Source organism: Paenibacillus sp. B-A-8, from assembly GCF_048572915.1.
In the GTDB taxonomy this organism is placed as follows: domain Bacteria; phylum Bacillota; class Bacilli; order Paenibacillales; family Paenibacillaceae; genus Paenibacillus_AQ.
In genome coordinates this window covers 5,718,451-5,737,281 of sequence record NZ_CP183882.1, presented here as the reverse complement: position 1 = coordinate 5,737,281, position 18,831 = coordinate 5,718,451, and the positions used below count along the sequence as shown (strand labels likewise).

Below are 18,831 nucleotides of genomic sequence, written 5' to 3'. Positions count from 1 at the left end.
ATGAATTTATTATGCCTACACCACCATTACCTCTGACACCTCCAGAGGAAGAAAAGCTGCGTGGTCGCCTGAGTGGTTTTAAAGGCGGTTATGATGAGGGCTATTTACGGGGGCGTCTTGCGATTCTGAATGGTCGTCCTGAAGAAGTGTTTCCTGTACGGAATATTCATGTCATGTATGTCGCTTCTGGTAAAGGATACCCTTACTCCCCTTTAGATGATGCGGTTCTTTGCGCTCTGCAAAAATTAACAGCTCAAGTTACGATAACGGACGTGCGTCAAAATCTAGTAGAGCTGGCTGCAGCGCAAAGACCGGATCTTGTACTGGTATTGGACGGTATGGATTTACCGCTTGAGCAGATCGATGCGATTCGCACTAGTGGCGTCCGGACAGCGATTTGGCTCACAGATGATCCTTATTACACTGACTTTACGATCAAGATTGTGGCACACTACGATTTTGTATTCACACTTGAACGTAATTGTATTGATTTCTACCGGGGACTCGGTTGCCCTGAGGTCCATTATCTCCCCTTTGCTGCTCATTTAGAGCATTACCGTCCTACTACAACACGTTCGTCATTGAATCGGGAAGTTAGCTTTATTGGCTCCGCCTATTGGAACCGGGTCAACTTCTTCCGTGAGATTCTTCCTGACCTGATGAACTATAACACGGTGATTAACGGAATCTGGTGGGATCGTCTGCCTGAGGCCCCGCTGTACGGTGACCGTATTGAAATTGGTAAGTGGATGTCGCCACAAGAAACAGCGGTAGCTTACAGTGGCTCTAAAATCGTCATTAACCTCCACCGCTCGCACATTGATGAAGTAGTTAACAACAATACGCTTTCGATTCCCGCCGTTTCTCCGAATCCGCGTACCTTTGAAATTGCAGCAACGGGCACGTTGCAATTAGTAGATGCCAGAGATGATATGGGATCTTTCTACAAACCGGGTGAAGAAATTGAGACCTTTGCAAGCCCTCAGGAAATGATGGATAAAATCCGTTATTACCTAACTCATGAGGAGGAACGCCGGGCGATCGCACTGCGCGCTTTTGAACGGACGCTTAAGGATCACACCTACGCAAAACGTATTTACCAGATGTTAGCGGTAATTTACGGCTAGGCTTGTTTCTGAACTGGATATGGAAATGTGCGTTTAGCAGGGGACAGGTGTCGTGCCGGCATCTGTTTTTCCTCGATATACTGTAGAACCGGCCTCAGCGTATGCCTGTAACCTATGATAAGAAATTGCAGCTGGAGCGGCTTGAATAGCTGAGTGGCTGGGCTCGGGAAAAGCGACTGCTTTCGAAGCGAATTTTACTGCGAAGTAAGAAACTTGAGTAACGCTTCGTAAAACTTTTAGGGAGGTGAATGGCTGCTCCAGGCCCTCGTTAGGGAGCGCCGAAACGCCATGGCTGATAAAGCTACAATCGTCCTCTTTTCACATGTATCCAATACACGCAGTATTACCGGAGCGGAGAAGCTGTTGTTGTTTTTCGCTCAGGAGCTTTCTCCGTACTTTAATTGTATTCTCGTTGCACCTCAGGACGGCAAGCTTACTGCTCAGGCTCGAAGCTGCGGAATAAGTGTACAGTTGCTCTCGATTCCTCTTTTATACGGAATGTACACTCCTTATGCAGGGCTCGAGGCAGATGCTCGTAAATTTCAGGAAGGCAGGGAGTATCATGAATTAACAGACTGGCTAGCCTCTCTGCGCCCGTCGTTTATTATTACAAGTACCTGTGTGCATGCTTTGCCGGCAATGGCTGCCAAGTCACTGGGCATTCCGGTGGTATGGAAAATATCAGAGACGATAACTGACAATGAATATACACCCATTAGTGTAGGGCTGATTCATCGGAATAGTGATGAGATTCTGTCTATTTCACAGACGGCAGCAGCTTGCTTTCCAGAGGAAGTGAGAGCGGAGAAAGTAATCCAGCTACCCCCTTCTTGGAATGACAAAGAGATGATGATTGAGGCTTGGAGCAAGCTTCGGGGCGAACACCGGCGAGAGCTAAGGATTAAACCGCAGGAGCAGCTGGTCGGTTATATTTCTTCCTTTATTAATAAGGAAAAAGGATTGGAACATTTTGTGAAAATGGCTGTGCTTGTGTACGCAGTCCATCCCAATACGAAATTTGTTGTCATAGGCTCAGCCGGTGACAAAAGCTACTATGATCGCTGTGTCCGCAAGGTAAAGCTTGAGGGACTGTATACCCGCTTTAAATTTGTTGGTTATGCTGAATGTCTTCCATCTGCTTATTGCGCGATGGATGTACTGGTTGTTCCCAGTCTGATCCGTGAAGGCTTTGGAATGACCGCTTTGGAAGGAATGGCTTTTGGAAAGCCCGTTGTCGCTTACGACTCCGGGGGCTTACGGGAAATTCTGCACGCAGCAGGCTGCAGCGAAAATCTCGTCCCAGCGTCGGACATTTCCGCGCTGGCCGAAAGAGTCAACGTCATGCTGGCGCAGCCGGGACTGGCGATAACCATAGGCGCCCAAGCGCGGGAGCGCGTCGACGCCGTTTATGGCCCGGCGGCTTATCGGAGCCGCCTGCAGGGTCTTGCGGAGATGTGGAGCCTCCGCTATTGCAGCGCACCGCCGGTGCGCGAGGCGGACAGCGTGGTGGAATCACCCGCTGTCCTGCCTGAATTGCCCGCAGCATCGCCGGCTTTGCCGCCGCGAAGCAAGGGCCTACCGAGCCGCGTCGCCCGCAAGCGGCGCGGCAAAGCCCGGGCGCGCCGGCGAAGCGGGCGCCCGTTGGTTTTGCGCCGCGCTGCTCGCAAGCGGCGTAAGGGTTCTGCCCGGCGGCGGAGCACCGCCGGGGGCAAGCGCCGCCGAGCCCGCCGGAGTGGGCGGCGGCGCGCGGCGTAAATGCTCCGCTTGCCGCGAAGGTGGCTAGCGGAGCAAGAGGTGTATAAATCCCCCAGATTGCCGCGAATCGGGCCAAATGAGCAAAAAGAGGGGTAAAAATCCCCCATATTGCCGCGAATTCAGCCGAATGAGCGGAAAGAGGGGTAAAAATCCCCCATATTGCCGCGAATCCGACCGGAAACGCGCAATAAACAGTATAAATCTCGTAGATTAGCCGAGTCCAGATAAGAGACCTATCCTTTTCACACTCAGTCCACCCGACTGAGCCAAGACAGACCATCATCAAACAGGCAGGGGAGTGAACTCATGAAGATCATGACGATTTTGGGCACGAGGCCTGAAATCATCCGCCTCAGTGTTATCATTCCGCTTCTCGACGAACATGCTGAGCGGCACATTCTGGTGCATACCGGCCAGAACTTCACCGCCAGTCTCAGTGGCATTTTCTTTGCGGAGCTGGGACTGCGAGCGCCGGATTATGTGCTGCAGGATAAGCAAGCAGGACTCGGCGGCCAGCTTGCCGCTATGTTCGGAGGGCTAGAAAGCATTTTACAGAAAGAACAGCCAGACCGTGTCTTGCTTCTGGGGGATACGAATAGCGCGCTATGCGCGATTTTGGCGGAACGAATGGGTATTCCGGTGGTGCATATGGAAGCGGGGAACCGCTGCTATGACCTAAAAGTGCCCGAAGAGAAAAACCGCCGTGTCATAGATGCCGTTTCAACCATTAATATGCCATATACACAGCAGAGCAAAAGACATCTAATTAGCGAAGGCTTCCCTAGCAGACGTATTGTGTTAACAGGAAATCCGATTCATGAGGTCATGACTCATTTTGAAGCAAGGATCCAGTCTAGCAGCATTCTGGAGCAGCTGAAGCTTACCTCAGGGCAGTATTTTCTTGTAACAGCACACCGTGCAGAGAATGTAGATGATCCAGAGTCCCTTGTACAAATTATGTCAGGTCTTAACGCTGTGGCTGAGCATTTTGGAATTCGTTTAATATGCAGCATTCATCCTCGCACTCGCTCCAAACTAACCGAGCAATTCTCTCTTCCAATGAACCCTCTCGTTGAATTTCATGAGCCCTTCGGATTTTTTGATTTTGTTTATTTGGAACAGCATGCCTTGTGTGCCATCACCGACAGCGGGACCGTACAGGAGGAATGCTGCTTGATGAAAGTACCAACCGTGACGATTCGCAGAACAACGGAGCGTCCAGAAACGGTGGATTGCGGAAGTAATGTGGTATCAGGTGTAGATCAGAACAGTATTCTGCGCAGCGTCAAGCTGATGACGGCGCTTCGCCGGGATTGGGTGGCTCCGGAAGGTTACTTGACTCCGGATGTTTCGGTAAAGGTAGTTAAATTTTTGCTTGGAGGGAACCTGCATGTTCAATAATAAACGGATTGTGGTCACAGGCGGCACCGGTTCCTGGGGGCATGAACTGATTAGGCAACTTCTGCCTCAAAATCCTAAGGAAATCATCGTATTCTCCCGCAGCGAATCTGCACAAGTGGCAATGAGCCGGGAGTTCGAGGATCACCGTCTCAGTTTTATCATTGGCGATATCCGTGACAAGGATGCGCTGATCGCCGCCTGCCGTGGCGTGGATTACATCTTCCATTTGGCGGCACTTAAGCATGTTCCGGTCTGTGAAGATCAGCCCTATGAAGCACTTAAAACCAATGTAGTCGGTACCCAGAATGTGATTGAAGCTGCCATTGTGAATGGTGTTGAGAAAGCCATTTACATCTCTACTGATAAGGCTGCAAACCCGTCGAACTTCTATGGGATGACCAAAGCGATTGGGGAAAAATTGTTCGTCTACGCCAACCTAATTGGCTCAAACACCCGTTTTGTAACCGTGCGTGGAGGTAATGTGCTCGGAACGAACGGCAGCGTAGTGCACTTGTTCATGAAGCAGATCAAGGACAAGGGACAGGTACGCATTACAGATATGAAAATGACCCGCTTCTTTTTCACATTACGCGATGCGATAACCTTGTTATTTAAAGCTTCTGAGGTTAGCTTAGGTGGAGAAATCTTTGTCATGACGATGCCGACCTGTCGGATAATAGATTTGGCAGAGGTGTTAATCGAAGCCTCTGGAGAGTCCAATGTAAGTATTGTTGAGACCGGAATTCGTCCTGGGGAGAAAATACACGAGATTCTAATGAGTGATTTCGAAAGCTTAACCACTGTCGTCTACGATGAACAGTATCTAGTAATTCTCCCTACGCTGAACATGCCGGAATTAAAGGCGCATTATAGCGCTTATCCTCATGTCTCCTTTAATAGCTTCAGTTCAGAGACAAATCTAATGGATCAGGAAGAGATCAAAAGCATCCTGATTCGGGGAGGGTTTCTGCAATGAAGCTGCTTATCCTTGGTGGAAACGGTATGGCGGGGCATATGCTGGCGGATTATTTTCGCCGCCAGGGCAAGCATCACGTCTTCCATACAACCCGGGATAAGAGCGATCTTGGCGGGCTGTATGTAGATGCGAACGATATAGCCGGAGTAGAGAAGCTGGTCGATATCGTCTCCCCTCATTGCATCATTAATGCGATGGGGGTACTCAATCAATTCGCAGAACGTGACAGAATTGGAGCTTACCACGTGAATGGATTTCTTCCTCACCACTTGTGGCGAATGGCGGAAGCTGTTCACGCAAGACTTATTCATATCAGTACCGACTGCGTGTTTGAAGGAACACGCGGGGGGTACACAGAAGAGGATGTACCTGATGGCACGTCATCTTATGCGATTTCGAAAAGTCTTGGCGAGGTGCGGCAACCTGGACATCTTACAATCCGTACTTCGATTATTGGTCCGGAAATCCGTTCAGGCGGTATTGGTCTGATGGATTGGTTCCTGTCACAGAGTGGTCAAGTGTCAGGATACCGCCGGGTGATGTGGAATGGAGTCACTACACTCCAATTAGCCAAAGCAGTGGATACACTGCTGGATTCTACGGTATCGGGGCTGATCCATTTAGCGCATCCGAAGCCGGTGAGCAAGTATGAGCTGCTTCAGTATATTCAGGCTGCTTTTCATAAAGAGGATGTGGAAATCATTCCTGAGGATGAACATGTGCAAGATCGTACATTAGTGAATACAAGAACGGATGTTAACTTTCCGTTGCCTTCGTACCCCCTGATGCTGCAAGAACTGGCTGACTGGATGAAACAGTCAGAGATGTCCCCATGAAAGGGCAAAAACTACTAATCACCGGGGCGGCCGGATTCACCGGTCGACATGCTGTTCATTTGTTCTCGGCAGGAGGCGCTGAGGTTACCGCTGTGGTACGTCCGTCATCAACATCGGGGGTCCTGGCTTCCGCTGTGTTTCCAGAAGGAGTAAAGGTTTATCACTGTGATTTAAGCAATCGGAAGGCCGTAGCTGAGATGATCAAGGAAACTTCACCGGAGGCTGTCCTTCATTTGGCAGGAAACAATTCGGTGCCCGAGTCTTGGCGCAACCCTTTGCTCTTTATGGAGACGAATGTGATGGCTACGTTATATTTGCTAGAGGCGATGCGAAGTTTACCTGCCAGTCGGATTCTTGTAGCAGGCTCACGGCTTAAATTCAAACCGGGTGTGGTGGCAGGACCACCACATCCATATAGCCTTAGCAAAACAATAGAAGAGCTGGTGTCCCTAGCTTGGGGCACCTTGTTTAAACAGCCCGTTCTACTGGCTGAGCCCTGCAACCTGATCGGTCCCGGTCCTTCTACCGGCTTCTGCTCATTATTGGCACAGCATATTGTTCGTAGTGAAGTGTATGCAGGCGAAGAAATCCCTCCCTTTAAACTTTCCTCTCGCTATGCCTTACGTGATTTTTTGGATGTACGCGATGCTGTAAGAGCTTATGACCTTATATTGCGCGAAGGTACCAATGGAACCATCTATCGAATTGATTCAGGAATACAGCGGCCACTTGGAGATATCTCGGAGCAACTGATAAGCCTTTCCACAACTTCGGTTCCAATGGACTGGGGACCAGAACTAGCTGCACCCTCTATTCTAGAAAACGGAGTGGCGGGGGATAGACTAATCCCTTCAGATGCTTCGGCAACACCGGAGGAAGATGTATCTTCCCTGGGCTGGAAGCCAGAAATTGAGTTTAGTCAGTCCTTAACAGATATTTTGGACTATTGCCGTGCGAACTGGGAAGGACGGATGTTATGAGACCGAAAGTATCGGTAGTGATTCCTTTTTATAACTGCCCTTATATAGAGCATGCTTTACAAAGTGTGCTATCACAGTCTTGGGAGCCTTACGAGATCATTGTCGTTGATGACGGCTCGACCGTTCATTCAGAACTGATAAGACCGTATTTTCCGCGAATTCATTATTTGGGAAAAAGCAACGGAGGAACCGCCTCCGCACTGAATCACGGCATCTTGCATGCAACTGGAGATTATGTGGCATGGCTCAGCTCAGATGACTTATTCTACCGTGACAAAATCAATAATCAGGTGCTGTTCATGGAGCAGAACCACCTGTTCATCTCTTATACCAACTTCAATTATATTAACGGTCAATCTCAGTTACTTCAGATGAACGCCGCACTTCTGTTTCCGAATCAGTTGGAGTATTTACGTTGCTTTCTGCACGGTAACCCTATTAATGGCTGTACGGTGATGTTCAAAAGAGAGGTGTTTGGAGCGATTGGACTTTTTAATGAATCACTTCCCTATACACATGACTATGATTTATGGTACCGTGCGATTCTGAACGGTTATGCACCCGCGATGCTGAATCAGTCACTCACTGCTTACCGTAATCATGAAGGGATGGGGACGCTTAAATATTACGATGTCATTATGGCAGAGGCTGCTGCAACTAACGCTCGCTACAAGGCTCCGCTCCAGCACTTGATCTCTTCTATGGGGGGGTAAGAAAGTTATGTACCGGGAAATTGAAGTGAATGACTTTCTACCAATCTTATTGGAGCAGTTAAAATTCTGTGAAAGTATACTGGATATCGGCAGTGGCACCGGTACCCTGCTTGAACGGTATGAAGCCGCAGTAGTCCTTGGACTAGAAATTCACAGACCTTACCTGCTGCATCGTGAATATAAAGCACCTCATATTATTCCTGTGCACGGGGATGCTTGTCATATGGATAAATTATTCCTTCCAAAGACGTTCTCAGCGGTCACTTTTATCGATTCAATTGAACACTTTGAAAGGAAGGAAGGACAAAGATTACTCGGGATGGCAGAGAGAATCGCCTATAATCGTGTAGTCGTATTTACACCTCGGGGTTTTTTTCCGCAGGAGGGAATGGACCATTATCACTTGCAAGGAGAACATTATCAAAAGCACCGGAGCGGATGGGAGCCAGAGGACTTTATAGAGCTGGGGTATGCTGTAACAGTACTTAAAGGTTTTCATCATGCTCAAAACCCATCGTTTCGTGAGGCGTTTGGTGAAGGTCATGCTCCGGTAGATGCCTTATTGGCTTGCAAAACAGTATAAAGGCCGAGCTTCAGGTGAAGGAGGTGAGCGCATGAGTGAAGAACCTAAAGTGTCGGTGGTCATTCCTTTTTATAACTGTCCATATGTGGATCTCGCCATCCAAAGCGTTTTGGAACAAAGCTATTCGAACATAGAGATCATTGTAATTGATGATGGGTCTACGCTTTGGATGGAGAAGCTTGAACCTTTCAGGGATAAGATTGTTTATATACGAAAAAACAATGGAGGAACCGCCTCCGCGTTAAATAAAGGAATAGATGCGGCTACCGGAACTTATTTTGCCTGGCTAAGCGCTGATGATTTATTTCATCCGAATAAAATCAAACACCAGATGCAAATGCTCAAGAGGACAGGTACTTCGTTTAATTATACAGCCTATTATTATATAAACGAGCAGGGTGAGCGGATTTCCGAGACGATAAGTATGATTTTTGACAGCAGGGCAAAGTTTATTGAGACCATGATGTTAGGCTGCCCGGTGAATGGAAGTACGGTCCTTCTTCATATGGGTATCTTCCGCGCAGTTGGGAAATTTAATGAGAGATTATTATATACACAAGATTATGATCTTTGGCTGCGTATTTTACCGTATTATACATGGTCTTATATAGAGGAACCGCTGCTTGATTACCGAGTTCATAATGAGATGGGCTCAGTCATTCACAAAGAGGAGCAGAAAAAGGAGATTGAACAAGTACAAGCAAAACATCACAGGGTTTTATCGCGGTTGTTGCAAAAGGAGAGAGGGAGATGAAGTTAATATTTCCTGTTCTAACTCTTACCAGAGGCGGGGCCCAGCGTATGCTAGCGGAATTGGCTAATCGTTTGACAGAGATTGGTCATGAAGTAACGATTCTTTTACCCAGCGATGGTGTTGTAGAATACGAGATGGAATGTGAGCTGCTCTATGCAAAAGAAGGTGAACTGGCAGCAAGCGATTTTCCAGTAGGAGATGTGATTATTTCCAACTTCTATACCACAGTTGAAGTATCGCAGCGGGCAAGTGAAGAGGGTAAAGGTGTTCATGTTCGATTGGCGCTTTGTTATGAGCCGGCCTTTTTACCTGACAATAGCCGTTCTTTTTCATCATATAATATTGCGACAAACCTACTCGTTCTATCACGCTGGCAACAAGGAATTGTCCAAATGAATCATGGCATTAAAGGGAGAATTGTACCGATCGGGGTAGGTCCGGTCTTTAAAAATATGCAAATCCGTGATCCTAAAAAAAGGCTGGTAGTTTCTGCGATTATGCGCAAGCCAGAGGGTGGATTCTCAGCTCACCGTGAGCAGGATTATTTACTTCAGCAATTAAACAAGGTTAAAGCCTACCACCCGGAGGTTGAACTGTATTTGATTTCTCCTCCCGGAGAACAAGCGGAATCTGCAACGCTGCAAACCCTGGTGAACGATGAACGTTACCAAATAAGGACTCCAGCGGATGATACAGAACTCTGTTTCCATTATAGTGAGAGCGACATTTTTGTGAGTTCGAGTACGTATGATACAGGTTCGTTGCCAGGGATTGAGGCTATGCGTTGTGGTGCAGCGCTCGTTACGGTTTACTCAGGTGGGAATATGGAATATTGCACGCATGGCCATAACTGCTTAATGTCCTACCGATTTCAGAATCGGCTCGCAGATGATATTATAACCTTAATCAGAGATCCGGCTTTACGCCAACGATTAGCTCGTAAGGGTGAACAGGTTTCACAGAATTTCACTTGGGAAAAAAGCACACAAATATTTCAAAATGTGTTGTTTGAGATTGTATCAAGAAATCCATCTTAGTATGTCCCACAATAATAAAAGAACCTTCAAATCCACAAATAAAGTGGTTTGAAGGTTCTTTTGCAGTTAAAAGTTAGAAGATGGCAAAGGAGTTCATCATTTCACGAAATGACTGCGCATATTTTTCTGTACCGTAACGTGTAACCATATAATTCCTTCCTTGCTGGCGGAGTGCATTTCGCAGTGGCATATTGTTCATTAGCTCTAACCCTTCATTGACGGCCGTTTCGATGTTGCCAAGAGGATAAAATTTGCCTGAGATATTATGCACAATAAAAGATCTAACACCGTCAGAATCCGTACTAAGTACAGGACAAGTGCAGCAAATGGCTTCTGCAACAGCATATCCAAAACCCTCTGTAATAGAAGTGGATAACAGAAACCCTCCAGAATTAGCTATGGAGGAATAATAAATCGGCATTACATGGTTAGGAATATTGGTGAAGGTACTTAGACGATCGTTCAGACCTAAGTTTTGCAATTCTTCTTGGAAGGGCTGCTTTTGATCCTCTGTGGCTAATTCAGGGTCATGAAACATCCATAAATGAAGGTTTGGTTTGTGAAGGCGAAGTTGATGGGCAATTCTCAAATATTCGCGCCAATTTTTATTGCTTTCCAGACGCCCGACCCAAGCGATGACCGGATCAGCCGGAGGCTCGGCAGGGATGTGCTGAAAGGACTGGACATCAACAATATTGGGAATGACATATCGATGTAGCCATGGACAGATTTCAATAAACAGCTCCAGTAAATGATCCGTTGGTGGAATTAGGACAGCATTACAATAGGAGCGGAAATATGGGACAGCGTCTTTGATTAGTTCTTTTGCATGACTACGTTTTCCAAGTCCTTGGGATTCGTATATCAAAATACCGCTGTAACCAAGCTCACGCAGACGCTTCAGCAATAAATAATCCGATGTAACAATAATGGCATCATAGTTATGGGTCTCAAGTACTTCTTTAATCTCCTCATCTATAGAGGAAATAAACACCGGAAAGTTAGCCTTATTCTGGCTTCCTGAACCAGGCATTAGATATAAAACATGACATTCGATCCCATCACGCTGGAGACTTTCACACCGCAGCTTATTTAAAGTCTCCACCCCGCCACTCGGTACATAAAACGTGAATAAAACTTTCATGCACGCGCCTCCTAACTTTTGCGGAGCACTACCGACTCGTTGAAATACGGCTTACTGTTTATAAGATACGCCGATATGCATTGGCAGGTGACGGTCAAACGGGCACAGTTCCAAATCCTTTCAGGATAGCTTGTTCGCCGGAAGGTCATCCTAACGACTGTTATGCTGCACACATACAACAATAGAGATGGAGGATGAATTCATGATGCGATCCAAGATCAGCATGTCAGTCTCAGCCGCATTACTTCTAGGCTTGGTGAGTATTACAGGGTGTGGGACGAATACGGCAGAGAAGACTAATGTGCAAACTAATAGTGTCCGGGGGGTAAATGACGGACGTATCGGTGTAAACTCCGTACGCGGAGGAACGATGGGGACGCATAATATTACTAAAATGGAGGTCAGTCAGGAGCTCGCTGATCGTATTGCTGCTATGCCTGAAGTTCGCACAGCGAACGTAATGCTTGCAGGTAAGAATGCGTATGTCGCCGTAACGTTACATGATACAACTACTGGTCTGCGGGCTAAAGGAACTACATCCTATCGAGCAAAATCGTCTACAGTACCTCACAATTATGGACCGACAGGGGTCATGTCGGGTACTGGAAGAGTGAAAATAGGACGCGATGGAATGAATGATACAGGGGCGGTAACGAATGGGACGAACGGAACCCTAAGAGGTACTGTGAATACAGTTCCTGGTACAACAAGTACTGGACCTGCAACCAGAAACGGAACACTTGGCATGGGGACTCTGGGTACGGGGACGACAGGTGTGGGCACTCACAGAAATGGAACAACCGGAATGGGAAGTTTGGGGACAGGAACAGGGACGACCGGAACTAGAACCCATACTTATAATAATGGACCTCTGCTGAACAGCAACGGTTCGAAACATGATGTCAATATGGGGATGGGCATTGGTAACGGAATGGGTATGGGAACTAGAAACGGCACTGGGATGACGGATGGCTTGGGAACTGGAATGGGCATTCGCAGCACCACTCCAAACTACACCAATAGTACCCATGGTACGAATTACAGAAGTAATTCTACCCACATGAACAGTACTCATTCGACTCACATGAACAACACAAATAACACTATGCATACAAAAGCAGCAGATACAGTTACAAAAGAAATTAAAGCGAAAATCGCTGCTGAAATTAAAAAACATGATGCAACCATTAAGGATGTATACGTATCAGCAAATCCAGACTTTGTAGATCGTGTCAATGTCTACGCAGAAGAGGCTCGTGCGGGTCATCCGATCAAAGGTTTTGTGGATGAATTCAGAACGATGGTTGAGCGAATTTTCCCGACTCGTAATTATTAATAAATAGTTTGATTTTTAAATAAAAAAGCAACAGTCCTCACCTTTATGGCGAGAATTGTTGCTTTTTTATTATACATCATTCTTATTTGACGTTAATTTGGCGCCCGCCAATCCATACACTTTGCAGATTCAATTCAGCATCAAGTCGCAGGATATCACCACGTTTTCCGGCTTCCAAGGTACCGATGGAGCGTTCCATTCCAATGGATATTGCCGGAGTAAGGCTTGCAGCACGGGAGGCTTCTTCTAGGCTGAGTCCTACTTCTTGTATGAGATAACGGAAGCCGCGGATCATGGTAAGTGTACTACCCGCTAAAGCGGCAGGGTTATCTTTAAGTGTGGCAATGCCATCTTGAACCAGTACAGGTAAATCACCGATCGTATATTCACCATCGCTAAGTCCAGTAGCAGACATGGCATCTGTAATTAATAACAGGTTGTTATCTTTTTTTAGATTAGCCACTAGAGAAATGGCTGCAGGATGAACATGTATGCCATCGGCGATGATCTCTGCACGTATGCGTTTATCGAACATTACAGCACCAGCAGCACCAGGCTTGCGGTGATGTAGCGGTGTCATCGCATTAAACATATGCACGGCTTGATTTAATCCGGCATCTGCCGCAGCAATGACCTCTTCAAAGGATGCATCCGTATGACCGAGCGCGGCGGTAATTCCATGCTTACGCAGCCATAGGATAGCCTCTAGTGCACCTTCGCGTTCTGGAGCCAATGTGACTTGCCGGATCATGCCCGGATAGTCGTTCTCCCATTGTTCCAGCCACTCAATATTAGCCAGAACAATATGCTCAGGATTCTGAGCACCGGACCATTTCGGGCTGATGAACGGCCCCTCCAAATGCATGCCCGCGATTTGTGTGTATGGCATCTCAGTGGCGCGATATGCATTTATTTCAGTAAATACTTGGTCAATAGCTGGCTTGGAAGCCGTCATAGTCGTAGCCAGCATGGTAGTAGTTCCTTGGGAGCTGTGAAATTTAGTGATGGCATTTAAAGATTCAGCATCACTATACATAAAGTCGTGGCCGGCCCCACCATGTACATGAACATCTACGAATCCAGGGATGAGCAGGTCTTCTGATGTTTGACCATCAGCTGGCCAGTGCGCGTAAACTTCTGGAAGCCATATTGCCTCACCCGCGTAATGAATTTGCTCACTCGATACGGCAATTACGCCACGCTCAATTAATCTTTGGGGAGTCAGCACCTTACCAAACAGTAATTTACCTTGTTCTTTATTTATTTCAGCCATTTTCCTGCTCCTTCATCTACAAGGACGATAACATTCGGATGGCTCTGCAGTAGAGATGCAGGGCATTGGGTAGTAATCGGACCTTCAACTGCATTACGGATAGCTTCAGCTTTACCAGCACCGCGTACTAACAAAAGAATTTGGCGTGCTTTCAGAATGCCGCCGATGCCCATAGTTATCGCTTGCCGTGGTACATCGTCCAAAGAGTCAAAGAATCTGGCATTAGCTTCCCGTGTGTCTTCAAGCAAATCAACGACATGGGTTTTGCTGCTCAGATTAGCATCTGGTTCATTGAATCCGATATGGCCGTTGCTTCCAATCCCGAGAATCTGCAAGTCAACCGGTCCGTATTCTTCCAGCATTTTGTCGTAAGCGAGGCATTCCGCTTCCATATCTGCTGCGTTGCCGTTAGGGATATGTGTCTGTGCAGGGTCAATATCTATATGATTGAATAATTGCTCATTCATGAAGCTGCGATAGCTCTGCGGGTGATCGACAGGCAATCCGATATACTCATCAAGATTGAAAGAAGTGGCCTTCGAGAAGCTTACAAGCCCTTTTTGGTTCATTTCAACCAATTTAGCATAAACACCCACTGGGGAACTTCCAGTCGCAAGACCGAGCACCGCTTTAGGATTGCTTTGAAGCAGACTGGCGATAAGATTCGCACCAGTTTGTACGAAATCCTCATCACTATTGAACTTAAGAATATTCATTAAGATTGACCTCCTCGTTTGTTTCGGTAATGTTGGACATTCAAATAAGATTGCTCCAGTCTAGGAATAAAATCCCCAAAACGGGTGCTGACCATTCCAGTAAACAAAATATCAATGATGTGTAACTGTGCAATACGTGAAGCCATATCGCCTCGTCGCATTCCTTTTTCCAAGGAGGAGGAGAACAGTGGGATATCAGCTAGAGTGGCCAAGGTACTGCTGCCGTAAGAGGTTAGAGCAATAGTGCTTGCTCCACTGGCTTTGGCACATGTTAAAGCATCAATGGTCTCTGGGGTTTCTCCGGAATACGATACTGCGAACACGACATCACCTTCAGATAGCGATGAGGCAGAGGTGATCTGCATATGGGAATCGGCGAAAGCAGTACAATTCACGCCAATACGGATCAATTTTTGATAGAAATCCTGAGCGACAATGGAGGAGGTAGCCATTCCATATAGATCCACTCGCCGTGCTTGGCATAATAAATTAACGGCTTCCTGTAGTCGTTCCAGATCCAGAAGTGAAGTTGTATCACGAATGGATGTCAGATGGTTCATTTGCATTGCTTCCACAATAACGGAGAGTGGATTACCTGCAACAATATCTTGATAAGAAGAACCGCCATCCTGAGGAGCTGCATCGCTATGAGCAATCTCAGCAGCCAGCTTTACTTTGAAATCTGGAAAACCCTTGAAATGCAGAACCTTACAAAAACGTGTAATCGTAGCAGGACTAATACCGCATTGTTCTGCGAGTTCTGTGATGCCCATATGAACAATTTCACCTGGTGATGACAGGATCCGTTCCGCCAGCTTCCGCTCCATTTGAGAGAGCTTGGACTTTTCATGCTCAAGTGCATATAAAATTGGGGACATCCATTCACCTCGACTTCTGATGTAGCTCATTGAAATTATTTTTAAAATTATTTATTAAAATAAGAAAATTATTTTCATATTCAGAATAAAACAAAATCTATCCGGATGCAAGGGGTAAAAATGAATACAAAAAGGATATTATGCAATCACGCATAAACTCATAGATTTAAATCAAAACGGCCCACTTGCAGATGACTGCGAAGTGGACCGTTTTTGAACAGCGCCTGAATTGAGCTATACCGTTGAACGTTCAATAATGCGATATTCAAGCTTATAGTGGACCGGAAGCCTATCATTATTCTGAATCTGATCATAAATGATCCGAAAAGCTGTCGTACCCATTTCGGACAATTGGTTATCTATGGTGGTCAGACCCAGCGTTCGGCCGATAGGCTGGTTGTCAAATCCAATGACGGCCAAATCCTCAGGAATTCGAATACCATTCTTCCAGGCTTCGATGATTAGACCAGCCGCAACATGATCGCCAGATATAATTAGCGCGTCAGGCTGTTCCTTCATTTGGAGCAGATGGTGAAGCACACGAACCCCATCCTCTTCCGTTACACAGTCGTATATCATCCACTCTTCAGGATAAGGCTGACCAGTTGTGTCTAGAAAGTCCCGGAAGGCGATTTGCCGGATAGAGCTGCTGCTGCCATGTTGTCTGCCTTCACAGTAACCGATCCTGCGGTATCCTTTATCATTCAAGTATTGAAGACCGCTTCGAAAAGCGGAATAGTGCTCAATATAAACGGAAGAGAACTGGCAATTCCCTCTATCTTGGCAGACCACGATGGGACCATATGCTGTATATTCTTCAATAACTTCTGAGCTCATGCTTGTAGAGACAATAACCACGCCGTCAATTTCTTTATTGCGTAGCATCTCCAGTACTTTTATTTCTTCATCAGGTTGGTAATCGGTCTGGCATAAAATTAGTCGGTATTGTGCTAAAAGTGCCTCTTGGGCTAGTCCTTCGATGATCACAGAGAAATAAAATAAGTTTATGTAAGGAATAATAACTGCAATGGCTTGCGTACGACCGGTAATCAGATGTACGGCGTTCATATTACGTGAGTAATTTAACTTTTCAATCGTATTTAGGACTGCGGTTCTTTTGGCTTCACTTACATAAGGATGATTATTAAGTACTCGCGAGACCGTTGTCACGGAAACACCAGCCATACGGGCGATTTCTTTAATATTAGCCATTCGAGAACAACAGCCTCCTTTTGGTGCTTGTGTATAGTGTATAGTCTTTTTATTCTATCATATCGTCCGTAAATTACCTCCCAAATAAAAAAGCTTGCTATGGAATCCATTTCATAAATTAGACTGTATTTGCAAGGGATTACCGGACTAAACCGGCGTAACCTAACGGGCGTGACGGACCGGTAAATCTAGCCTCATTTCTAAATGTAATGGTCATCGGATCAGCTTCTTTTAAATGCTAAGAAAAACGGTTGTCATCGTTTAACGATGACAACCGTTTTTCTTATGGCTATGCTATGCCGTTCGTGAAGCTCTTGGTGCTCTATTGCGCAACATATCCCACACAATAAACGCAAGGACAAGCAGTTGAGGCACTAAAGTTTCCCATGTCGGATACATCCCGAGCCAGCTTATAGAAGGCAACCCATCCTGTACATGTGCGGGAAGTTTCCCAGCGACTTGAAGGGAGTGAATGCTTTCTCCAAGAAAGCGGAACACTAAATAGTAAATAAGAAGTGTAGCTGTACGGAAGAAGGCGGCAATTGGCAATTTTGCACTTAAGGCAATAATCGCGTATCCTACAATCCCTAGAATCACTAGAGCACTTCCGATTCCTAGCAGCAACTGAGACAGTTTAATGGAAGGCGCCATCCCTACATAAAAAATAGTGGTTTCTGCACCTTCACGTAAAATTGCGAGCGCTGCTACGGAGGACAATGACCATAGATTACCCTTGGCTAACGCTCCATCCACTTGTCGACCAACATAGTTGTTCCAATTCGCAGTATTTGATTTACTATGCAACCAACGTCCAATGGTAAGCATCATAATGACGGCAACAAGACCCGTGATGCCCTCAATCATCTCACGTGCTCCACCGGATGCAGCGCGGGAAATGGTATAGGTGAGTATAACAGCTAATCCGATACTCGCTACAAGTCCTACAGCTGCGCCAGACCAAATCCATTTTTGTGCTTTGGCGTTGCCATCGCGCTTCAGGTAAGCAAAAAGGGCAGATAATACGAGGATTGCCTCTAGTCCTTCACGAAGAAGAATAAGTGCAGCATCCCAAGCATTATAGGTTGTTTCACCTGCCAAGGGAGTCAACTCAGAGACCATATTATCCATGATCTTCAAAGCCTGATCTAGTTTAGGCGGATTAGAAAGCAGATAGCCGGTGACCGCTGCGCTTTCGTTCTCGATATTGGTATAGACCGCTGGAGAAGCGATCTGCACTTGTCCTTCAGCAGAGGGCCAATCTACGATGAATTGCTCCATGATATTAGCCGCTTCTGCGCTATTGCCTGCTTTTGCGGTGGAAGAAGCTTTATTGAGGTGGCTGATCAGTCCTTCAATAGATGCTGGTTTACTGGAAGTATCTCCAGCATCTATTGCTTTGCCTTCACTGTAATCGGCAAGCAGCTGATACAAGGCCTCGGCTTCTGATTTCGCCGACTCCTCGCGGAGCGGCTCTGCCTGCAGCGCGATGCGCAGCAGGCTTATCTTCGTCTCCAGCAAGCTGTAGACGGCGGAATTGTCGGCCCGGATGTTGCGCTCTGCCGGCTTCCATCCGCTGACGATGTCGCGGTACGCTGCCGCTGCCGCGCTCCAGTCGGCGCTACGCACCGCATCCCGCGTGCGTTCTGCCGCGGGCAACAGCTTCGCCGCCGTCTCCCGACCGGCGGCTCCAGTGTCACCTCCGTCCGTGCCGGAGGCGGCGGTGACATACGCGTCCACGCTTCTTGCAAGCGTGGACAGTGCGGTTTTGGCGGGCGCACCATCGCCCGCCGCAAGGGCCGCCGCCGCGTCTGCAAGCGCGGCGTCAACGGCGGCAGCCGGACCGGCGAGTGCCGGGTCCGGCGTGTTCGCGTTCGCGGTGCGCCACAGCGCAGCGAACGCTTCTACATCGGCGGCGGCCGCGTCCCAGCGGCTCTGGCCGGCTTCGACGAGCGCGCTGCCGACAGGTGGCAGCAGCTCGTCGACCGAGCCATCACCCTCCGCCCCCGCCGCCGGGTTAGATAGCATCAGTATACATACGATGCTAAACAGAATCAGTACGGCTGCCTTCGATAGCAGCCGTTTATTAAGAGAGTACATCGGGATAATCCCC

At 47.2% G+C, this 18,831-nt stretch carries 17 protein-coding genes; 11 read left to right on the top strand and 6 right to left on the bottom strand.

The features are described from left to right. Nucleotides 1-11 precede the first annotated feature (11 nt). The 10 genes from ACN6MV_RS25800 (at nucleotide 12) to ACN6MV_RS25755 (ending at nucleotide 10,162) form a co-directional block, all read left to right on the top strand. On the top strand, nucleotides 12-1,127 hold the full coding sequence (locus tag ACN6MV_RS25800; protein WP_042132451.1) for a CgeB family protein: 1,116 nt from the start codon (nucleotides 12-14) through the stop codon (nucleotides 1,125-1,127). A 288-nt stretch (nucleotides 1,128-1,415) separates the two neighbouring features. Then, the gene (locus tag ACN6MV_RS25795; RefSeq protein ID WP_419885149.1) at nucleotides 1,416-2,882 is read left to right on the top strand and encodes a glycosyltransferase family 4 protein; all 1,467 of its coding nucleotides are present in this window, start codon (nucleotides 1,416-1,418) and stop codon (nucleotides 2,880-2,882) included. A 306-nt stretch (nucleotides 2,883-3,188) separates the two neighbouring features. Then, nucleotides 3,189-4,283, top strand: coding sequence for a non-hydrolyzing UDP-N-acetylglucosamine 2-epimerase (gene wecB / locus ACN6MV_RS25790; protein ID WP_339287967.1), 1,095 nt, complete (start codon nucleotides 3,189-3,191; stop codon nucleotides 4,281-4,283). After that, the gene (locus ACN6MV_RS25785; protein ID WP_042130842.1) at nucleotides 4,273-5,259 is read left to right on the top strand and encodes a polysaccharide biosynthesis protein; all 987 of its coding nucleotides are present in this window, start codon (nucleotides 4,273-4,275) and stop codon (nucleotides 5,257-5,259) included. The genes wecB and ACN6MV_RS25785 overlap by 11 nt, the downstream gene beginning before the upstream one ends. Then, the gene (locus ACN6MV_RS25780) at nucleotides 5,256-6,095 is read left to right on the top strand and encodes a dTDP-4-dehydrorhamnose reductase family protein (RefSeq protein WP_042130841.1); all 840 of its coding nucleotides are present in this window, start codon (nucleotides 5,256-5,258) and stop codon (nucleotides 6,093-6,095) included. The genes ACN6MV_RS25785 and ACN6MV_RS25780 overlap by 4 nt, the downstream gene beginning before the upstream one ends. Further along, nucleotides 6,092-7,075, top strand: coding sequence for an NAD-dependent epimerase/dehydratase family protein (locus ACN6MV_RS25775; RefSeq protein WP_419885148.1), 984 nt, complete (start codon nucleotides 6,092-6,094; stop codon nucleotides 7,073-7,075). The genes ACN6MV_RS25780 and ACN6MV_RS25775 overlap by 4 nt, the downstream gene beginning before the upstream one ends. Beyond that, a complete protein-coding gene (locus ACN6MV_RS25770; RefSeq protein ID WP_042130839.1) occupies nucleotides 7,072-7,788 on the top strand; it encodes a glycosyltransferase in 717 nt (238 codons plus the stop codon). The genes ACN6MV_RS25775 and ACN6MV_RS25770 overlap by 4 nt, the downstream gene beginning before the upstream one ends. 7 nt (nucleotides 7,789-7,795) lie before the next feature. Further along, a complete protein-coding gene (locus ACN6MV_RS25765) occupies nucleotides 7,796-8,371 on the top strand; it encodes a class I SAM-dependent methyltransferase (protein ID WP_042130838.1) in 576 nt (191 codons plus the stop codon). Nucleotides 8,372-8,402: 31 nt separating this feature from the next. Beyond that, nucleotides 8,403-9,125 (top strand): glycosyltransferase, encoded by a 723-nt coding sequence (locus ACN6MV_RS25760; protein WP_419885147.1) that lies wholly within the window; start codon nucleotides 8,403-8,405, stop codon nucleotides 9,123-9,125. Further along, nucleotides 9,122-10,162, top strand: a complete 1,041-nt coding sequence (locus tag ACN6MV_RS25755; RefSeq protein WP_419885146.1) for a glycosyltransferase family 4 protein — start codon at nucleotides 9,122-9,124, stop codon at nucleotides 10,160-10,162. The genes ACN6MV_RS25760 and ACN6MV_RS25755 overlap by 4 nt, the downstream gene beginning before the upstream one ends. 73 nt (nucleotides 10,163-10,235) lie before the next feature. Here the strand turns inward: ACN6MV_RS25755 and ACN6MV_RS25750 are convergent, their stop codons facing one another. Then, on the bottom strand, nucleotides 10,236-11,306 hold the full coding sequence (locus ACN6MV_RS25750) for a glycosyltransferase family 4 protein (protein ID WP_341114889.1): 1,071 nt from the start codon (nucleotides 11,304-11,306) through the stop codon (nucleotides 10,236-10,238). Between the two features lie 202 nt (nucleotides 11,307-11,508). Here ACN6MV_RS25750 and ACN6MV_RS25745 point away from each other — a divergent pair, with 202 nt between their 5' ends. Then, nucleotides 11,509-12,642 (top strand): YhcN/YlaJ family sporulation lipoprotein, encoded by a 1,134-nt coding sequence (locus ACN6MV_RS25745; protein ID WP_419885145.1) that lies wholly within the window; start codon nucleotides 11,509-11,511, stop codon nucleotides 12,640-12,642. Nucleotides 12,643-12,724: 82 nt separating this feature from the next. Here the strand turns inward: ACN6MV_RS25745 and nagA are convergent, their stop codons facing one another. The 5 genes from nagA to ACN6MV_RS25720 form a co-directional block, all read right to left on the bottom strand. Next, a complete protein-coding gene (gene nagA, locus ACN6MV_RS25740; protein WP_419885144.1) occupies nucleotides 12,725-13,915 on the bottom strand; it encodes an N-acetylglucosamine-6-phosphate deacetylase in 1,191 nt (396 codons plus the stop codon). Beyond that, entirely contained in the window at nucleotides 13,903-14,631 is a 729-nt protein-coding gene (gene nagB, locus ACN6MV_RS25735; RefSeq protein WP_042130833.1) for a glucosamine-6-phosphate deaminase, read from the bottom strand. Before nagB ends, nagA begins: the two co-directional genes overlap by 13 nt. Beyond that, on the bottom strand, nucleotides 14,631-15,509 hold the full coding sequence (locus ACN6MV_RS25730; RefSeq protein ID WP_042130832.1) for a MurR/RpiR family transcriptional regulator: 879 nt from the start codon (nucleotides 15,507-15,509) through the stop codon (nucleotides 14,631-14,633). The genes nagB and ACN6MV_RS25730 overlap by 1 nt, the downstream gene beginning before the upstream one ends. 234 nt (nucleotides 15,510-15,743) lie before the next feature. Further along, a complete protein-coding gene (locus ACN6MV_RS25725) occupies nucleotides 15,744-16,721 on the bottom strand; it encodes a LacI family DNA-binding transcriptional regulator (protein WP_419885143.1) in 978 nt (325 codons plus the stop codon). A gap of 294 nt (nucleotides 16,722-17,015) precedes the next feature. Further along, complete coding sequence (locus ACN6MV_RS25720; RefSeq protein WP_419885142.1) at nucleotides 17,016-18,818, bottom strand: FTR1 family iron permease; 1,803 nt, start codon at nucleotides 18,816-18,818, stop codon at nucleotides 17,016-17,018. Between the last annotated feature and the right edge of the window lie 13 nt (nucleotides 18,819-18,831).